This window comes from Pantoea sp. ARC270, assembly GCF_003236725.1.
GTDB classification, from domain to species: Bacteria; Pseudomonadota; Gammaproteobacteria; order Enterobacterales; family Enterobacteriaceae; genus Pantoea; species Pantoea anthophila.
The window spans coordinates 51,484-68,805 of sequence record NZ_PUGA01000010.1 but is presented as its reverse complement, the minus strand read 5'-3'; the positions used below and the strand labels follow the sequence as shown (position 1 = coordinate 68,805).

16 protein-coding genes are annotated in these 17,322 nt (G+C 61.5%); 4 read left to right on the top strand and 12 right to left on the bottom strand.

Annotation, left to right across the window (positions count from 1 at the left end):
• Window position 1 precedes the first annotated feature (1 nt).
• A complete protein-coding gene (locus tag CKF42_RS06835) occupies window positions 2–184 on the bottom strand; it encodes a hypothetical protein (RefSeq protein ID WP_058956941.1) in 183 nt (60 codons plus the stop codon).
• 112 nt (window positions 185–296) lie between these two features.
• Here CKF42_RS06835 and CKF42_RS06830 point away from each other — a divergent pair, with 112 nt between their 5' ends.
• Both CKF42_RS06830 and CKF42_RS06825 read left to right on the top strand, forming a co-directional pair.
• Window positions 297–1,139: a 23S rRNA (adenine(2030)-N(6))-methyltransferase RlmJ gene (locus CKF42_RS06830; protein ID WP_009087873.1), complete on the top strand. Its 843-nt coding sequence runs from the start codon at window positions 297–299 to the stop codon at window positions 1,137–1,139.
• Window positions 1,140–1,153: 14 nt separating this feature from the next.
• A complete protein-coding gene (locus CKF42_RS06825) occupies window positions 1,154–1,972 on the top strand; it encodes a CPBP family intramembrane glutamic endopeptidase (RefSeq protein ID WP_111207842.1) in 819 nt (272 codons plus the stop codon).
• Here CKF42_RS06825 and rnz read toward each other — a convergent pair.
• A complete protein-coding gene (gene rnz / locus CKF42_RS06820) occupies window positions 1,969–2,880 on the bottom strand; it encodes a ribonuclease Z (RefSeq protein ID WP_111207841.1) in 912 nt (303 codons plus the stop codon). The two genes, CKF42_RS06825 and rnz, sit on opposite strands and share 4 nt — an antisense overlap.
• Before the next feature lie 127 nt (window positions 2,881–3,007).
• Between rnz and gorA the strand changes: the two genes are divergently transcribed.
• Window positions 3,008–4,360, top strand: a complete 1,353-nt coding sequence (gene gorA, locus CKF42_RS06815) for a glutathione-disulfide reductase (protein WP_009087879.1) — start codon at window positions 3,008–3,010, stop codon at window positions 4,358–4,360.
• A gap of 110 nt (window positions 4,361–4,470) precedes the next feature.
• Here the strand turns inward: gorA and CKF42_RS06810 are convergent, their stop codons facing one another.
• The 4 genes from CKF42_RS06810 to CKF42_RS06795 all read right to left on the bottom strand — a co-directional run bounded on the left by CKF42_RS06810 (window position 4,471) and on the right by CKF42_RS06795 (window position 8,513).
• Window positions 4,471–5,367 carry an alpha/beta hydrolase gene (locus tag CKF42_RS06810; RefSeq protein WP_111207840.1) on the bottom strand — a complete coding sequence of 299 codons (897 nt, stop codon included), beginning with the start codon at window positions 5,365–5,367 and terminating at the stop codon, window positions 4,471–4,473.
• Window positions 5,368–5,534: 167 nt separating this feature from the next.
• Window positions 5,535–5,879: a hypothetical protein gene (locus CKF42_RS06805; protein WP_009087900.1), complete on the bottom strand. Its 345-nt coding sequence runs from the start codon at window positions 5,877–5,879 to the stop codon at window positions 5,535–5,537.
• Window positions 5,880–5,901: 22 nt separating this feature from the next.
• Window positions 5,902–7,248 (bottom strand): sodium:proton antiporter, encoded by a 1,347-nt coding sequence (locus tag CKF42_RS06800; protein ID WP_009087902.1) that lies wholly within the window; start codon window positions 7,246–7,248, stop codon window positions 5,902–5,904.
• 62 nt (window positions 7,249–7,310) lie between these two features.
• Window positions 7,311–8,513 carry an MFS transporter gene (locus CKF42_RS06795; protein WP_009087904.1) on the bottom strand — a complete coding sequence of 401 codons (1,203 nt, stop codon included), beginning with the start codon at window positions 8,511–8,513 and terminating at the stop codon, window positions 7,311–7,313.
• A gap of 93 nt (window positions 8,514–8,606) precedes the next feature.
• Here CKF42_RS06795 and CKF42_RS06790 point away from each other — a divergent pair, with 93 nt between their 5' ends.
• On the top strand, window positions 8,607–9,563 hold the full coding sequence (locus CKF42_RS06790; protein WP_111207839.1) for a LysR family transcriptional regulator: 957 nt from the start codon (window positions 8,607–8,609) through the stop codon (window positions 9,561–9,563).
• A 93-nt stretch (window positions 9,564–9,656) separates the two neighbouring features.
• Here the strand turns inward: CKF42_RS06790 and CKF42_RS06785 are convergent, their stop codons facing one another.
• Genes CKF42_RS06785 through kdpF form a run of 6 tightly spaced genes read right to left on the bottom strand, consistent with a single transcriptional unit; the run spans window position 9,657 to window position 17,314 of the window.
• Window positions 9,657–10,154 carry a TIGR00645 family protein gene (locus CKF42_RS06785; protein ID WP_009087908.1) on the bottom strand — a complete coding sequence of 166 codons (498 nt, stop codon included), beginning with the start codon at window positions 10,152–10,154 and terminating at the stop codon, window positions 9,657–9,659.
• 54 nt (window positions 10,155–10,208) lie between these two features.
• Window positions 10,209–12,884, bottom strand: coding sequence for a two-component system sensor histidine kinase KdpD (kdpD, locus tag CKF42_RS06780; RefSeq protein WP_111207838.1), 2,676 nt, complete (start codon window positions 12,882–12,884; stop codon window positions 10,209–10,211).
• A 30-nt stretch (window positions 12,885–12,914) separates the two neighbouring features.
• A complete protein-coding gene (kdpC, locus tag CKF42_RS06775) occupies window positions 12,915–13,481 on the bottom strand; it encodes a potassium-transporting ATPase subunit KdpC (protein WP_046100786.1) in 567 nt (188 codons plus the stop codon).
• Between the two features lie 10 nt (window positions 13,482–13,491).
• The gene (gene kdpB, locus CKF42_RS06770) at window positions 13,492–15,540 is read right to left on the bottom strand and encodes a potassium-transporting ATPase subunit KdpB (protein WP_058956927.1); all 2,049 of its coding nucleotides are present in this window, start codon (window positions 15,538–15,540) and stop codon (window positions 13,492–13,494) included.
• The gene (gene kdpA, locus CKF42_RS06765) at window positions 15,537–17,225 is read right to left on the bottom strand and encodes a potassium-transporting ATPase subunit KdpA (RefSeq protein WP_111207837.1); all 1,689 of its coding nucleotides are present in this window, start codon (window positions 17,223–17,225) and stop codon (window positions 15,537–15,539) included. The genes kdpB and kdpA overlap by 4 nt, the downstream gene beginning before the upstream one ends.
• Entirely contained in the window at window positions 17,225–17,314 is a 90-nt protein-coding gene (gene kdpF / locus CKF42_RS06760) for a K(+)-transporting ATPase subunit F (protein WP_009087918.1), read from the bottom strand. The genes kdpA and kdpF overlap by 1 nt, the downstream gene beginning before the upstream one ends.
• Window positions 17,315–17,322 lie beyond the last annotated feature (8 nt).

The following is a 17,322-nucleotide window of genomic DNA, read 5'->3' as shown; positions in this document are numbered from 1 at the left end:
TTTATGGATGTATGGGGCGCAGCGGGTCGCGCAACGCAATCTCAATAACATGCGGCTTAGTGTAGCGAAAATCAATGGCAGGCAGGATGAGGTGAGGAAGAAACCGCCGGATCGCGCGCCCCGATTTGTTGTCACGCTTCTGGCACATCGCCCGCCCATCCCTGATATAATCGCGGATTCTCATGCTTTTCCTGCGTCGGGTGCTGTGCGTCGTTCTGTGGGTAATACGTGAGGTAATAATTGGTACAAATTGATTTCCCATCGATTAAAACCTTATACATTCAACAGGATAAACAATGCTGAGTTATCGCCATAGCTTCCATGCTGGCAACCACGCCGACGTACTGAAGCACACCGTGCTGAGTCTGATCATTACGGCGCTGAAAGAGAAAGAGAAACCGTTCTTCTACCTGGATACTCACGCAGGCGCGGGCCGCTATCAGCTCAGCGGTGAACACGCCGAGCGCACCGGCGAATATCTGGAAGGCATCTCCCGCATCTGGCAGCAGCCCGATGCGCCTGAACTGCTGCAACCCTACTTTGATGCGATTGCTGCGCTGAACCGCAGTGGCACGCTGCGCTACTATCCCGGCTCGCCGCTGATTGCCCGTCACCTGCTGCGTGAAGATGACAAACTGCAGCTTACGGAACTGCACTCCAGCGACTACCCGCTGCTGCGTAACGAGTTCAGCAAAGATAAGCGCGCACGCGTCGATCGTGCCGACGGCTATCAGCAGCTGAAAGCGAAGCTGCCCCCGCTGTCGCGTCGTGGTCTGGTGCTGATCGACCCGCCATACGAGATGAAAAGCGATTATCAGGCGGTGGTGAAAGGCATTCAGGAAGGCCATAAGCGTTTCAGCACCGGTGTTTTTGCGCTGTGGTATCCGGTGGTGTTACGTCAGCAGATCAAACACATGCTGCGCGATCTGGAAGCCACCGGTATCCGCAATATCCTGCAGATTGAACTGGCGACCCGTCCTGACAGCGATCAGCGCGGCATGACCGCTTCCGGCATGATCGTGATTAACCCGCCGTGGAAGCTGGCGCAACAGATGGAAACCCTGCTGCCGTGGCTGCATCAGAAGCTGGTGCCCGCCGGAACCGGCCACGCGGTCGTGAACCAGATCGTACCTGAATAAGTGCGTCCGGCCTGATGTGGCTCCTGCTGGCCGGTGCGCTGGCCGCGCTGCAACCCGCCCGACGGCTGGCTCTCCTGCTGTTAGCGTTCGCCGTCGGAGTGGGGTTCTATCAGCATGTTCTGACGTGGCCGGTGCTGCCGCTGCTGGCCGGCACCGGGGTGCTGGCCGCGCTGCGTCTCTGGCATCCGGCCCCTTCGCGGCAGCACATCCTCAGCGAAGCCCTGCTGGTAGTGATTGCCGTGGGGTTATTTCTCCATCTGTTCCCCGGCTTTGATAATCCCCGCCAGGTTGATGAGGTGCGTGCTGGCGCGCAGAGCGTTCCTTTTAGTTTTTCCTTTAACTTCGATAAAGCCCTGGTTCCGTTTGTGCTGCTGGCCGCACTGCCCACCCTCTTCCGCGCCCCGGGCCATCCGCCGCGCTTTCGCTGGCTCAGTGCGCTGGCGTTATTCGCCGCGGTTCCGCTGCTGCTCGGTAGCGCCGTGCTGCCGGGCGGCCTGGCAATTGAGCCTCACTTTCCGCCGTGGCTGGGGGCGTTTGTGCTGGCGAATCTCTTCTTCGTTTCGCTGGCCGAAGAGGCGCTGTTCCGGGGTTATCTGCAACAGCGGCTGAGAGAGGCGCTGGGGGGGATGCCCGCGCTGCTGCTCAGCGCGCTGCTGTTCGGACTGGCGCACGCCCCCGGCGGCGTGCTGCTGGTGATTTTTGCCACCCTGGCGGGAGGATTGTACGGTCTGGCGTGGCACTGGAGCGGCCGCTTATGGCTGGCGACCCTCCTGCACTTTGCCCTGAACCTTACCCATCTGCTGCTGTTTACCTATCCCGCGCTGCAACACTAGACGGTGAAGACCGCCAGGTCGCTCGCCAGCTCGGTGCGGGGGAAAATCGTCTGGCACTCGGCCAGCAGGCGGCTCATATCCTTTGCCAGATAGCGGGAGCTGAAATGAGTGGCGATCAGCCGTTTTGCCCCGGCGCGCTTCGCCACGTCGGCCGCCTGCAGGGTAGTGGAGTGTCCGCGTCCGTTGGCTTTCTCCTCCATCGCCGCCTCCAGCGTGGTTTCATGCACCATCAGGTCAACATCCGCCGCCAGCTGCAACGCGACATCGGTCGGCGCCGTATCGCCAAAGATGGCCAGCTTTTTGCCCGGCGTCGACGGGCCGAGATAATCCGCGCCATTGACCACCCGCCCATCTTCCAGCGTCACGCATTCCCCCTGTTTCAGCTGCTGAAACCATGGCCCACGCGGAACCCCTTCCGCTTTCAGCCGCGCGGCATCGAGCAGGCCGGGTTTGTCGTGCTGCTCAATGCGATAACCAAAACACGCAACCGGGTGGTTCAGCGGCCAGGCACTGATCCGGAACTCGCCATCATCCAGCATCCAGTCCGCCTCAATCTCAACAATGCTCAGCGGATAGTCGGTGTAGGAGCCGCTGATCGCCAGCGCCGTTTCAACAAAGGTCTTTAAGCCTTTCGGGCCATAGACCGTCATCGGGGTGGTTAACCCGGCCATTGAGCGGCTGGTGAGCAGCCCCGGCAGACCAAAAATATGGTCGCCATGCAGATGGGTGATAAAAATCTTATCCAGCTTGCCCGGTTTCAGGCTGGAGCGCATAAACTGTAACTGCGTGCCCTCGCCGCAGTCGAACAGCCAGGTTTCCCCGCTCAGTGCGCGGGTGAAGGCGATGGCGGTGACGTTGCGTTGCAGGCTGGGCGCACCGCCGCCGGTGCCGAGAAAAGTAAGGTGCATGGTATGCTTCCCTGAAAGCGATGAAAAAACAGAACCCTATTACAATCATAGGCGCAATCTTTGCGTCATTTCGACCGACAGCGTTACACTCAACCCCAAATTTTTATGCAACCGGATGGATACTTCAATGACCCGACATTTCGACTATCTCGCCATTGGCGGCGGCAGCGGCGGCATCGCTTCAATTAACCGTGCGGCCATGTATGGCCAGAAATGTGCCCTGATTGAAGCCAAAGAGCTGGGCGGCACCTGCGTGAACGTAGGTTGTGTGCCGAAGAAAATCATGTGGCACGCCGCGCAAATCGCCGAAGCTATCCATCTGTACGGGCCGGATTATGGCTTCGATACCACCGTGAATCGCTTCGACTGGGCCACGCTGGTCAAAAACCGCAGCGCCTATATCGATCGTATCCACAACTCCTATGACAACGTGCTGGGTAAAAACAAAGTCGAAGTGATCAAAGGCTTTGCCCGGTTTGTCGATGCGCACAGCGTGGAAGTCAACGGCGAGATTATCACAGCCAGCCATATTCTGATCGCCACGGGCGGTCGCCCGGTTCACCCTTCGATTCCGGGTGCGGAGTACGGTATTGATTCTGATGGCTTCTTCGAGCTGGACGCCCTGCCAAAGCGCACCGCGGTGATCGGTGCGGGCTACATCGCGGTGGAGCTGGCCGGTGTGGTGAACGCGCTGGGATCGGAAACCCATCTGTTCGTGCGTAAACACGCGCCGCTGCGCAGCTTTGATCCCCTGCTCAGCGAGACGCTGGTAGAAGTGATGAACAGCGAAGGGCCGATGCTGCATACCGAAGCCGTTCCGAAAGCCGTGATTAAAAACGAAGATGGCAGCCTGACGCTGCAGCTGGAAAACGGCAGCGACTACACCGTGGACTGCCTGGTCTGGGCGATTGGTCGTGAGCCTGAAACGGACAATCTCAATATTCAGGCCGCGGGCGTGGCGCTGGATGAGAAAGGCTACATCCGCGTCGATAAGTTCCAGAACACCAATGTGTCAGGCGTTTACGCCGTGGGTGATAACACTGGTGCGGTTGAACTGACCCCGGTGGCGGTGGCTGCGGGCCGTCGCCTCTCTGAGCGTCTGTTTAACAACAAGCCGGACGAGCATCTCGACTACAGCAATGTCCCGACCGTGGTGTTCAGCCATCCGCCGATTGGCACCGTCGGTCTGACAGAGCCGCAGGCGCGTGAACAGTATGGCGACGATCAGGTGAAGGTCTACAAATCGTCGTTTACGGCGATGTACACCGCCGTGACGCAGCATCGCCAGCCTTGCCGCATGAAGCTGGTCTGTGTGGGTGCCGATGAGAAGATTGTCGGGATTCACGGTATCGGATTCGGCATGGATGAGATGCTGCAGGGCTTCGCCGTGGCGCTGAAAATGGGTGCGACGAAGAAAGACTTCGACAACACCGTGGCGATCCACCCGACCGCAGCGGAAGAGTTTGTGACCATGCGTTAATCTGTGCCCGAAGCCAGAAACAGAACAGGCGACTCTGGTCGCCTGTTTTTGGCCCGGAGTCAGGTCACAGCCTGTCCGGGAAGTGCAGCTACGCACCGCGCCTGTGCAACTCAGCTCACGCGATCCAGCCAGCGCACATAGGCCTGATCCCACAACGCCGCCGGCGTTCCCGCTTTGCCCAGACCAAATCCATGCCCGCCTTTGCTGATCTGAATCAGCTCAACCGGCACACGATTACGCCGACAGGTGTCGCGCATCAGCTCGGTGTTAAACGGGTTGGAGGTGTGATCGTCTTCCGCCTGCGCCAGGAAGGTTGGCGGGTAGCGCCGGGTCACAAAGTTCTGCACTGACCAGTTTGCCTCATCCTGTGGGGTGGCATTTTTGCCGACCATCATCAGATGCGTGCTGGTGTGCTGATAGGGCGCTTCCAGCGTAATGACCGGATAGATCAGGCCCACGCTGTCGACGGCGGGCACCACTTCATCCAGCGGGTCGATGGCCGGATAGGATTCAAAGTCCGGGCGCGCCGCCGCCAGCCCCAGCAGATGGCCACCGGCCGAGAAGCCCAGCACATGCACCTTACGCTCAAAAGATCGCACCAGCCGGATAGCACGCTGCGCATCCTGCAGCGGAGCCAGCCGCCCCGCCTGCCACTTCTCATGCGGCAGCCGGTAGCTGAGCACGTAGGCGGTGTAGCCATTGGCGTTCAGCCAGCGCGCCACCGGCCAGGCTTCGCGCCCCATGCCGATCCAGCGATAGCCGCCGCCTGCGGCGATCAGCACCGCTTCGCCGTTGGGATTTTCCGGTTTGAAACGCTGGATCGCCGGGCTGACGATATTGGACCACGAACCGGTGCTGTTAATGTGCAGCTGGCCCGACGGGCCACCGCCGCCGGGCGGGTCGTCCGGCCAGAGGGGAATAATGTCATCGCGGGCAAATAATTTGCCGGTGGTCATGGAGAGCCCAAGCGCTCCCGTGCCGAGAATAAAGCGTCGACGCGTAATCATAGTGCCTGTTAAGTGATGCCAGTAAGAGAGCAGACCGTTGCGGTGTGCTGCAAAAGAATCAACAGATGCAAGTCTGGTGCCAGACGCTGGCGATTATGTACGCAATGCCGGGTGAAAAGCCATAAAAAAACGCGCCCCGCAGGCGCGTTTTATACCGTGCGGCCCGGTTAATCTTCCTGCTGGAACTGCGCCATCACAGCCTGCTCACACTGCTGTTCGTTAACGCGTAGTTTGGCGCGTTCATCGTCACCCAGCTGCAGCCAGGCACTGGCAACTTCCCGCGCCGATTCTTCATCAAATTCGGGCTGATTCATCGCCGATGAGGATTTACTGCGCGCCACGTCAGATTTCATCTGCTCCACATATTGATCCGCGCTGGCGACCTTTTTTTCACTGCTGACGATGTGACACAGCTGACTGGCGTAGACATTCTGTTCGGTGTCAGCGTCGTCCGCCGCCAGCGCGCTGCCGGAGGCGAGCAGGCTCAGCAGGATAATCTGGGTTACTTTCATTCTTCACTCCTGTTTGTTCGGATTAAACTTTGCGCTGAAGGGCTTCGATGCGCTTCTGACGCCAGTTCAGCAGCGGCGACACGGTGGTGCCGTGGACAACCACGCTACAGACCACCAGCGTTAACGCCATATTCGTCATGATTTCCATCTGCGGGCCTTCCATGCCGTGCGTCCAGGCATAGGCAATATAGTTCAGGCTGCCGATTCCGCGGATGCCCAGCCAGCCAATCAGCAGACGCTGACCCAGCGGCAGCCCGGCGCGCAGCGTGACCAGCCAGACGGCCAGCGGACGCACCACCACAAACAGCACCAGGCCCAGCAGCACACCGTAGATATTCCAGTGCTGTGCCAGCGTCACGCCCAGCACCACCATCATGCCAGCCGCCAGCAGACGTTCAATAGTATCGCCAAAAGAGAGGGCGTCGCCTACTACAAACCCAATCGACTTCACCATATTGTTATTGCCCTGGTGCGCCAGCCGCTTATTGGGATTGACCAGCGCCTCAGAGGGGAGAACCCGTTCATCATCAGAGAGATCCTCCGGCTGATGACGGCGAAACACCCCCAGCTCGGCACGGCGTAGCCCCAGTCCGGCGGCAAAGGCGGCCAGGAAGCCGGAGGCGCCCAGCCACTCCACCAGCGAATAACTCAGCGCGATCAGCGCCAGTGCGAGGAAATCATTGGGGGCCACATCGCCGTTGGCATTGCGCAGCCGGGTCGTCAGCACACCGATCATCTGCCCCATGACAAAGCCGATAAGCAGCCCGGCGCCAATCGCCCAGATCACCTCGACCGCGCCCCAGTGAGCCAGCATCCCGCCGCTCAGGCTCTCGCCATTGAACAGCAGCAGCGCCAGCACCAGCAGCGGCAGCGCGGAGCCGTCGTTCATGCCCGCTTCGCTGGAGATTGCCACCCGCAACGAGTCATCATCCTGCGCATCGTTTACCGAGATGAGGCTGGCCAGCACCGGATCTGTCGGCGCGACAATGGCACCAAACGCCAGCGCAACCGGCCAGTCTAATCCCACCAGGAAATGGGCCAGCAGGGTCATTGCCGCCACGGTCAGCAGCATGGCGGGAAAGGCGAGTTTCAGCCCGGTGTGCCAGCAGTTATTCTGTAACGGCAGACGCAGCTTGAGTCCGGTGATAAACAGCGAGGCGGCCATGGTGATTTCGGTAATGTGGGCCACGGCTTCGGAATGGGTGACGATATCGATGTGGACCACATCAAACGCCCACGGGCCGCACAGTATGCCCGCGATAAGAAACAGACCAAATGAGGTGACTGGCCCCCGGTGAATCCAACCGGAAGCCAGCGACATCAGCAGCAGAAGGCCGCCCGTCGCTGCTGTCCAGGCTAAAAAGTTCATAATGCTCCAGCTTATTTCGGGTTTATCAATAAGCCTGGCACATTTTTTGAAGGGCGAGACGATCAGTTTTTCAGGTGGCGACTGGCGAAGCGCACCGCCAGCGCGGCCGCCCCGGCTAAGGTAGAGAGCGCAACCACCCCATTCCAGCCCCAGTGCGCCAGCGCCAGGCTGCCCAGTGCCGCCCCGCTGGCCATACCGATAAACACCACGGTGAACAGCAGCGCATTGAGGCGACTGCGTGCTTCAGGTGCCAGGCCATAGACCAGCGTCTGGTGCGCGACCAGCGTGGCCTGCACGCCCAGATCAAAGCCAATGGTACAGATAACAATCAGCGCCAGCTGCGCCGGGACAGGCAGCACGGGCAGCAGGAACATCAGCGCAAAAGAGAGCGTCACCAGGGCGGCACCGGCCTGGGTGACCCGCGCCGGGCCGATGCGATCGGCAAAGCTGCCCGCCAGCGGGGCCGCCATCGCCCCCGCCGCCCCGGCTAAGCCAAAGGCCCCGGCCACGGCGCTGTCCAGATGAAAGCGATCGCTGAGCATTAACGCCAGCGTCGACCAGAAGGCGCTGAAGCCTACCGACAGCAGTCCCTGAGCCAGAGCGGCACGGCGCAGCGTCTGGTGGTGACGCCACAGATGCACCAGCGACAGCAACAGGCGCGGATAGCTTACGGTGGTGCCCGGCGTAAAGCGTGGCAGCACCCGCCTGAGCGTCAGCGTAATCAGCAGCACCGACAGCGCCGCAATCAGATACATAGTGCGCCAGCCGAAATACTCCGCCACCACGCCACTGACGACCCGCGACAGCAGAATCCCCACCAGCAGGCCGGTCATCACCGTGCCGACCGTTTTACCCCGGCTGCGTTCCGGAGCCAGCGCCGCCGACGCCGGGACAATATCCTGCGCCACGGTGGCGGTCAGGCCGGTCACAAAGCTGGCGATCAGCAGCGCGCTGAGCCCCGCGGAAAAGCCACACAGCAGCAGTGCGGCGACCAGCAGCAGGCCCTTGATAAAGATAATCGTGCGCCGGTCATGGCGATCGCCCAGCGGGGCCAGCAGCAGGATGCCCAGCGCATAGCCCGCCTGCGTCAGCATCGGCACCATGCCGACCGCGCCGATGCCCGCACTGAACTGTTTACTGATGATATCCAGCATCGGCTGACTGTAGTAAATCGACGCCACGCTGAGCCCGGCCCCGGCGGCCAGGGTGAAGACCAGCGGAGCGGAGAGCGGTTCGTTTCGGGTTGGGTTTTCTATTGCTGACATGGTGTCATCCTCATCATTTCGTGCCGCTATTTAAGCGCATTGCGGTTATACGCGGTAGACTGACGTCAGGCAAAACCGTTATGCGTGGAGCGTATGAATTATTCCAGTGGCAGCGACCGCATCGAACTGATGCAGACTTTTATCCGTATTGTTGAGAGCGGCAGCCTCTCCGCCGCTGCGGCACAGCTCGGCACCACCCAGCCTACCGTCAGCCGGCGGCTGCAAATCCTGGAGCAGCGGCTCGGGCTGAAGCTCATTCTGCGCACGACCCATGCGCTGAAGCTCACCGATGATGGCGAACGCTGCTACGCCCAGGCGCGCCAGCTGCTGGCCACGTGGCATGCGCTGGAAGATGAGCTGACCGGGGCCAGTGACGATCCCATCGGCACGCTGCGGGTTCGCGCCCCGCACGCCTTTGGTCAGGATCAGCTGATCGATCCCCTGGTGGACTATCTGCACCGATTTCCCCGACTCAATATAGAGTGGATGCTGAATGACCGCACACCCGACTTCATCGCGGAGAATGTGGACTGTGCCATTCAGGTCGGCGCGCCCAGCGATCCGTCGGTCGTGGCGGTTCTGCTGGCAGAAGTGCCGCGTTTCGTGGTGGCGGCGCCGCGCCTGCTGGACCAGTTTCCGCCGATTGAGCGGGTGGAACAGCTGGGCGATCTGCCGTGGCTGGCGCTCACCAGCTTCTACCGTAATGAAGTGGCGTTGCAGAAAATAGATGACGGCCAGCCGCTGAACCTGCCGATTATGCCGCGGCTGAGCAGCGACAGCCTTTACGCCGTGCGTAAAGCGGCACTGGCCGGCATGGGGGCGGCGATTGTCTCATCGTGGGCGGTGCAGGAGGATCTGGCGGAGGGCAAACTGATTCAGCTGATGCCCGCGTGGCAGGCCCCGCCGCTGCCGGTGTGGCTGACCTATCCGTGGGCGAGTTACTACCCGGCCAGGCTGCAACACTTCTTTGCCATGATCAAAGAGGTGATGCCGCAGCTGACCGGCACCCGTCCGGCCTCACAACCGGCCCGCTCAGACAGGGCGGTGTAACGGCGGAGACAGCTAGCGGATTTGGGCAGGGAGACGCGGGAGGAGGAGGCAGAGCAGGCGCCCGCATCAGCGGCGCGCCGGAAGGGGAATGCGTTACTTTTTATCGTAGCGTGACAGCTTATCGAGCCAGCCCATGACAAAGGCGGAGAGCACGAAGGTCAGGTGGATAATCACGTACCACATCAGCTTATCATTATCGACGTTGCGCGCTTCCATAAACACCCGCAGCAGGTGAATTGAAGAGATGGCGACAATAGAGGCGGCCACTTTGTTCTTCAGTGAGCCGGAGTCCATCTTGCCCAGCCAGCTCAGCTTCTCTTTGTCTTCGTCGATATCGAGCTTCGAGATAAAGTTCTCATAGCCTGACAGCATCACCATCACCAGCAGACCGCCAACCAGCGTCATATCGACCAGCGACAGCAGCAGCAGGATCAGATCGTTTTCCGCAATGCTGAAAATGTTGGGCAGCAGGTGGACTATTTCCTGGAAAAATTTAATCGTCAGCGCCAGCAATCCCAGCGAAAGTCCAATGTAAACCGGGGCCAGCAACCAGCGCGATGCATACATCAGGTTTTCGGTAAAACGTTCCATACAATCCCACACGTAATCAGACAGGTCCGGGAGTATAACCGATTCACTGTGAAGTTATTTCAGCTCGTCGTCAGAAATTTCCGGAACCGGCGGCAGGGGAAGCGAGAGACGAAAGGCCGCGCCGCCTTCGGTCCGATTCTCCGCCCAGATCTGGCCGCCGTGGCTCTCAATGATGGTTTTACATATCGCCAGCCCCAGCCCGACGCCCGGTACGGCAGACTCCTTATCACCGCGCGAAAACTTATCGAATATCCGGCTTAAGTCCCCTTCAGCGATGCCCGGCCCGCCATCCCAGACCGAGATCTCCAGCCGGTTTGCGGCACGCCACGCCCGGATGCCGCGCGGCGCACAGTTACCGGCATACTTCAGGCTGTTTTCAATCAGGTTAGTGAAGACCCGCTCCAGCAGTGTGCTGTCGCCTTTGATCAGCACGATATCGTCCGGCAGGTCGAGCTGCACCTCATGCCCTTTCAGCGACGGCGCCATGCTGCTCAGCGCCCCGCCAATCACCTCCTCCAGCGCCAGCCACTCTTCACGCAGATTGAGGCCGCCCGACTGAATGCGCGCCATATCCAGCATATTGCTGACCAGCCGGATGGTACTCAGCGTCTGCTCGCGGATCTGGCTGGCCTGCGGCACATATTTTGAGTTGTCGCTGGCCAGGTCGAGCATCAGCATTTCCGCCTGACCAAACAGCACGGTCAGCGGGGTGCGCAGATCGTGTGACAGGGCGGACAGCAGCGCATTACGCAGCTGTTCCCGCTCCGCCGAGAGCCGCGATGCCGCCTCGCTGTGCGACAGCGCCATCCGCTCCAGCGCGTTAGCAATCAGCACCGTGAAGGTTTCCACCAGCCGCTGCTGTTCAGGGATCATCAGCTGACGCAGATTCTGCGGCTCCACCACCAGCAGGCCCCGGCAGTGCCCGCCGCTTTTCAGCGGCAGGATCTGATAAGGCACCGCCGGTAACGTATCGGTGCCCGCCCCCGCCGGCTGGCCTTTGCTGTAGCTCCACTTCGCGATAGCGCGGTCCGGTTCGCTGGCCGGTAACGCCTCACCGACCGGCTGCAGTTCGCCCTGCTCATCCGGCAGCAGCAGCAGGCAGCGCGCCTGCAGGGTGGCATCCAGCACCCGCTGGCTGGTCGCCGCGATATCCTGCGGCGTTAAGGCGCTGCCCAGCGATTTCGCCATCTCATAGAGCTGTCGCGCACGCTGTTCGCGGTAGCGTGCCACCCGCGCCTGATAGCGGACGCCCGCCGTGAGATTGCCGACGATGACCCCGACCGCCAGCATCACACCAAAGGTGACCAGATATTGCAGGTCGGAGACCGCCACCGTGCCGGTGGGGGCCACAAAGAAGAGGTCGAAGGCGACGATATTCATCACCGTGGCGATCACCGACGGCCAGCGCCCGTAGCGCAGCGCCACGATCACCACCGCCAGCAGGTAGATCATCACGCAGTTGGCGGGATCGAAGTTGATCAGCACCGACTGCCCGGCGGCGGTAACGGCGATGCAGAGCACCAGCGCCATCATCACGCCACGCAGCTGAATCCGCCATTTATCGCTGGTCGGGCGGCCATCCGGCAGCGGATGCGGCGCATCCTTCAGCGGTTCATCCAGCGCCACCACCAGCAGGTCGAGATCCGGCCCCAGCTGGCCGAGCCGCTCGGCAAAACTGTCACGCCGCCAGCGCCGCAGCGGACGGCGGCCGGTGACGATTTTGCCCAGATTATGTTCGCGCGCGTAGCCCAGCACCGCTTCGGCTTCATCCGGCTCGGAGAGGGTGGCGGTTTCCGCCCCCAGCTCCTGCGCCAGCTGCAGCGTGCGCAGAATCGCCCGCCGCCGTCCTTCCGGCAGCCGGTGAAGACGGGGCGTTTCAACATAGACCGCATGCCATTCACTGCCAAGACGCGCCGCCAGCCGGGCGGCCGTGCGCACCAGCTTCTCACTGCCGCTGTCGTCGCCGATGCAGAGCAGAATGGCGTCGCGGGTGTGCCAGACGCGATCCCGCCCCTGCTGATCGCGCCAGGCGCGCATCTGGTCATCCACCCGATCGGCGGTGCGGCGCAGGGCCAGCTCACGCAGCGCGAACAGGTTACCTTTGCGGAAAAAGTTTTCGATAGCGCGCTCTGCCCGGTCACCGATGTAGACCTTGCCCTCTTTCAGCCGCTGACGCAGATCGTCGGGCGGCAGATCGACCAGCACCACCTCATCGGCGCTGTCGAAAAAGGGATCGGGCACGGTTTCGCGCACCTGAATGCCGGTGACGCCCCCGACCACATCGTTGAGGCTCTCAAGATGCTGCACGTTGACGGTGGTCAGCACGTCGATGCCCGCTTCAAGCAGCTCTTCGATGTCCTGCCAGCGCTTGGGATGGCGCGAGCCCTGCACGTTGGTGTGCGCCAGCTCATCCATCAGGATCACCGCCGGATGGCGAGCCAGTGCCGCATCGAGATCGAACTCCGCATGACGCGAGCGACCGGTCGCACGACGCGGCAACAGGGGTAATCCCGTCAGCAGCTGCGCGGTTTCCGGCCGTTCATGGGTCTCCACCACGCCGATCAGCACATCCAGACCCTGCGCGCGCAGCCGCTGCGCCTCCTGCAGCATGGCGTAGGTTTTGCCCACACCGGCACAGGCACCAAAGTAGATTTTCAGCTGCCCGCGATGGGTTTCGCGGTTAGCCTGTAGCAGCGCGTCGGGATCGGGACGCTGGGGTTCGTGATTCATAGCTTCCTTAATGGCATAACAGAAACACCCTTACAGATCGTTGAGCGCCATATTGAGCTGCAGCACATTGACCGTCGGCGAGCCGAGGAATGGCATCAGCGGACGGTGCGTCTGCTGGTCGATCAGCGCCTCGACCTGCGCCAGCGGCAGCTTCCGGCTGGCGGCGATGCGCGGTGCCTGCCATAACGCGGCGTCAGTTGAGATATCCGGGTCCAGCCCGCTGGCTGAGGTGGTGACCAGCTCAACCGGCACTGCGGCAGGTGCCTGCGGATTGGCGGCCCGCAGCGCCGCGACGCGCTCCGCGACGGCTTTGTCCAGCGCCGGGTTACTGGCTGCCAGATTGCTGCCCCCTGAGGCCAGCGGATTATCGGGTTTGTCGCTGGTGGCTGAAGGGCGGCCCCAGAAATAACCGGGCTGCGTGAAGTTCTGACCAATCAGCGCGGATCCACGCACCACGCCATCCTCCTCCAGCAGCGATCCATTCGCCTGCGCCGGAAACAGCCACTGCGCCAGGCTGGTCGTGAGGAAAGGATAAACCACGCCGGTGACCAGGGTAAGCAGTAACAACAGTAAAATTGCCGGACGTAACTGACTCATTTTTTGCTCCTCAGGCCATGCCTGATAACACTAACAGCAGATCGATAGCTTTGATGCCGACAAACGGCACCAGCAGGCCGCCCAGCCCATAAATCAGCAGGTTGCGGCGCAGCAGCGCAGCGGCACTCAGTGGCCGGTAGCTGACGCCTTTCAGGGCCAGCGGGATCAGAAAGACAATCACCAGAGCGTTGAAGATCACCGCTGAGAGGATTGCGCTGGCGGGCGAGTGCAGCTGCATGACGTTGAGCATGTTGAGCTGCGGATAGGTCGCCGCAAACGCCGCCGGGATGATCGCAAAATATTTCGCCACGTCGTTGGCGATACTGAAGGTGGTCAGCGAACCGCGCGTCATCAGCATCTGTTTACCGATGTGCACCACTTCCAGCAGCTTGGTCGGGTTCGAGTCGAGGTCGACCATGTTGCCCGCCTCTTTCGCCGCCTGCGTACCGGAGTTCATCGCCACCGCCACATCGGCCTGTGCCAGCGCAGGCGCATCGTTGGTGCCGTCGCCGGTCATCGCGACCAGACGCCCTTCCGCCTGATACTGGCGGATCAGCGCCAGCTTCGCTTCCGGCGTCGCCTCAGAGAGAAAATCATCCACGCCCGCTTCCGCCGCAATCGCTGCCGCCGTCAGCGGGTTATCGCCGGTGATCATCACGGTTTTGATGCCCATCTTGCGCAGCTCGGCAAAGCGCTCTTTGATGCCGCCTTTTACGATATCCTTCAGCGCCACCACGCCCAGCACGTTTGCGCCCTCGGCGACGACCAGCGGGGTGCCCCCGGTGCGCGCCACCTCTTCGACCTGGGCATTCACCTCGGCCGGGAAACGGCCATGACTGGCTTCGATGTGGCGACGCACCGCATCCACCGCCCCTTTACGGATCAGCCGGTCCTGCACGTTGACGCCGCTCATGCGGGTCTGCGCCGAGAAGGGAATAAAGGTGGCCCCCATGCTGCTGAGATCGCGTTCACGCAGATTAAACTGCTGTTTAGCCAGCACCACGATGCTGCGGCCCTCCGGCGTCTCATCGGCCAGCGACGCCAGCTGCGCCGCGTCGGCCAGCTGCTCTTCGCTGACCCCCGGCGCGGGCAGGAACTGCGTCGCCTGACGGTTACCCAGGGTGATGGTGCCGGTTTTATCCAGCATCAGCACATCCACATCGCCTGCGGCCTCGACGGCACGGCCGCTGGTGGCGATGACGTTAGCGCCCAGCATCCGGCTCATCCCCGCCACCCCAATCGCTGACAGCAGGCCACCAATCGTGGTCGGGATCAGACAGACCAGCAGCGCCACCAGCACCGTAACGCTGACCGGCGTTCCGCCCCAGGCCGAGAAAGGCCAGAGCGTCACGGTCGCCAGCAGGAAGACGATAGTCAGCGAAACCAGCAGGATGGTCAGGGCAATCTCGTTTGGCGTTTTGCGACGCTTCGCACCTTCCACCATGGCGATCATCCGGTCGAGGAAGGTTTCACCCGGGTTGGCGCTGCAGGTGATCACCAGCCAGTCAGAGAGAATACGGGTCCCGCCGGTCACGGAGGCAAAGTCCCCGCCCGACTCGCGGATCACCGGGGCGGACTCGCCGGTAATGGCGCTCTCATCCACCGAGGCCCCGCCCTCCAGCACTTCACCGTCGCAGGGAATGATGTCGCCCGCTTCCACCAGCACCGCGTCGCCTTTGCGCAGCTGATCGGCGGCCACCTGCTGCCATTCTGCGCCATAGCGCGCCGCTGACAGTTTTTTGGCAAAGCTGGTCTTTTTCACCCCTTTCAGGCTGCTCGCCTGGGCCTTACTGCGCCCCTCTGCCAGCGCCTCCGCCAGATTGGCGAACAGCACGGTAAACCAGAGCCAGAGCGCAATCGCTCCGGTAAAACTGGCGCTGCCGTCGATCCGGCCCGCCAGCATCGCCAGCGCCAGCAGCGAGGTCAGGATGCTGCCGAGGTAGACCACAAACATCACCGGGTTACGGAACTGCACCCGGGGATCGAGCTTTTTCACCGCATCCCAGGCTGAGGTGCGCAGCAGCGCTGCGTCAAATAACGCCTGTTGTTGACGACTCATGAGGATTGTCCCTGAACAAGTTGCAGATGCTCAGCCACCGGGCCCAGCGCCAGAGCAGGAATAAAGGTCAGTGCGCCGACCAGCAGCACCGTACCGATCAGCAGTGCGATAAACAGCGGGCCGTGGGTAGGCAGCGTGCCATTGCCCACCGGCTGCACTTTTTTCGCCGCCATCGCACCGGCAATCGCCATCACCGGAATGATGATGCCGAAGCGGCCCAGCAGCATGCAGACGGCCAGTAACAGGTTCCAGAACGGCGTGTTGGCGCTGAGTCCGGCAAAGGCACTGCCGTTGTTGTTGGCCGCGGATGAGACGGCGTAAAGCACTTCGCTGAAGCCGTGAATGCCCGGGTTTGCCATAGCGCTGCGTCCGGCGTCGGTCATCATCGCCAGAGCGGTGCCGATCAGCACCAGCGCCGGGGTGACCAGAATCGCCAGGGCGGTCATTTTCATCTCCCAGACATCGACTTTTTTACCCAGAAACTCCGGCGTGCGGCCAATCATCAGCCCGGCGATAAACACCGCCAGCAGCACAAACAGCAGCATGCCATAGAGGCCGGCTCCGACACCGCCGAACACCACTTCGCCCAGCTGCATCAGCCACATCGGCACCATCCCGCCCAGCGCGGTAAAGGAGTCGTGCATGGCATTGACCGCACCGCACGAGGCTGCCGTCGTGATCACAGCGAACAGGCTGCTGTTAAGAATGCCAAAGCGCGTCTCTTTGCCTTCCATATTGACGGCGCTGTCAGCCCCCAGCTGGAGGAAGTGCGGGTTGCCCTGCAGTTCGGCCCACATCACCACCGCCACCGCCGCTACAAACATCAGCGTCATCGCCCACAGCAGCATGTGGCCCTGACGACGGTCACGCACGCTTTCGCCAAACGCGAAGCAGAGCGCCGCCGGGATCAGGAAGATGCTCAGCATCTGCACGAAGTTGGTGAGCACATTCGGGTTTTCAAACGGATGGGCGGAGTTGGCGTTAAAGAAGCCGCCACCGTTGGTGCCCAGCATTTTGATCGCCTCCTGCGACGCCACCGGCCCCATCGACAGCGTCTGCTGCGCGCCTTCCAGCGTGGAGAGGTTGTGATAAGGCAGGACGTTCTGAATGCTGCCCTGACTGACAAAGAACAGCGCCATCAGCAGGCTGATGGGCAGTAAGACGTAGAGCGTGATGCGCGTCAGGTCGCGCCAGGCGTTGCCCAGCGTGGCGATGCTGCGATTCGCGAAGCCACGGATCAGGGCAAATGCCACCGCAATGCCGGTCGCGGCAGAGAGGAAGTTCTGCACCGTCAGGCCCACCATCTGACTGAAATAGCTCAGGGTGCTCTCACCGCTGTAGGACTGCCAGTTAGTGTTGGTGACAAAGCTGATGGCGGTGTTGAGCGCCAGATGCCAGCTCAGGCCAGGCAGCTGCTGTGGATTGAGCGGCAGCGCCCCCTGCATCAGCAGAATCGCCAGCAGCACGACAAAACCCAGCGCATTAAACAGCAGAATCGCCAGCAGATAGTGCGGCCAGCGCATGTCAGATTGCTGCGCCCCCAGCAGTCGCCACAGCGGCGCTTCAAGGCGGGCAAACGCCGGCTTATCCGCCACTAACGACGCCAGACCCCGGCCGAGCGGCTGCGCCAGCACCATCAGCAGCAGCAGATAAACGGCGATAAGTAAGAAAGCATTGGCCGCCATCAGAAGGCCTCCGCATTTAACAGGGCATAGATCAGATAGCCCAGTAACAACACCACCAGCAGAATGCCGGTTATTACGCCCACGCTCACAGGAACCT

Excerpts from the sequence above, each read along its gene's own strand:
- CKF42_RS06835 (WP_058956941.1), bottom strand. The coding sequence starts at position 184 with ATGAGAATCCGCGATTATATCAGGGATGGGCGGGCGATGTGCCAGAAG.
- CKF42_RS06830 (WP_009087873.1), top strand. The coding sequence starts at position 297 with ATGCTGAGTTATCGCCATAGCTTCCATGCTGGCAACCACGCCGACGTA.
- CKF42_RS06825 (WP_111207842.1), top strand. The coding sequence starts at position 1,154 with ATGTGGCTCCTGCTGGCCGGTGCGCTGGCCGCGCTGCAACCCGCCCGA.
- rnz (WP_111207841.1), bottom strand. The coding sequence starts at position 2,880 with ATGCACCTTACTTTTCTCGGCACCGGCGGCGGTGCGCCCAGCCTGCAA.
- gorA (WP_009087879.1), top strand. The coding sequence starts at position 3,008 with ATGACCCGACATTTCGACTATCTCGCCATTGGCGGCGGCAGCGGCGGC.
- CKF42_RS06810 (WP_111207840.1), bottom strand. The coding sequence starts at position 5,367 with ATGATTACGCGTCGACGCTTTATTCTCGGCACGGGAGCGCTTGGGCTC.
- CKF42_RS06805 (WP_009087900.1), bottom strand. The coding sequence starts at position 5,879 with ATGAAAGTAACCCAGATTATCCTGCTGAGCCTGCTCGCCTCCGGCAGC.
- CKF42_RS06800 (WP_009087902.1), bottom strand. The coding sequence starts at position 7,248 with ATGAACTTTTTAGCCTGGACAGCAGCGACGGGCGGCCTTCTGCTGCTG.
- CKF42_RS06795 (WP_009087904.1), bottom strand. The coding sequence starts at position 8,513 with ATGTCAGCAATAGAAAACCCAACCCGAAACGAACCGCTCTCCGCTCCG.
- CKF42_RS06790 (WP_111207839.1), top strand. The coding sequence starts at position 8,607 with ATGAATTATTCCAGTGGCAGCGACCGCATCGAACTGATGCAGACTTTT.
- CKF42_RS06785 (WP_009087908.1), bottom strand. The coding sequence starts at position 10,154 with ATGGAACGTTTTACCGAAAACCTGATGTATGCATCGCGCTGGTTGCTG.
- kdpD (WP_111207838.1), bottom strand. The coding sequence starts at position 12,884 with ATGAATCACGAACCCCAGCGTCCCGATCCCGACGCGCTGCTACAGGCT.
- kdpC (WP_046100786.1), bottom strand. The coding sequence starts at position 13,481 with ATGAGTCAGTTACGTCCGGCAATTTTACTGTTGTTACTGCTTACCCTG.
- kdpB (WP_058956927.1), bottom strand. The coding sequence starts at position 15,540 with ATGAGTCGTCAACAACAGGCGTTATTTGACGCAGCGCTGCTGCGCACC.
- kdpA (WP_111207837.1), bottom strand. The coding sequence starts at position 17,225 with ATGGCGGCCAATGCTTTCTTACTTATCGCCGTTTATCTGCTGCTGCTG.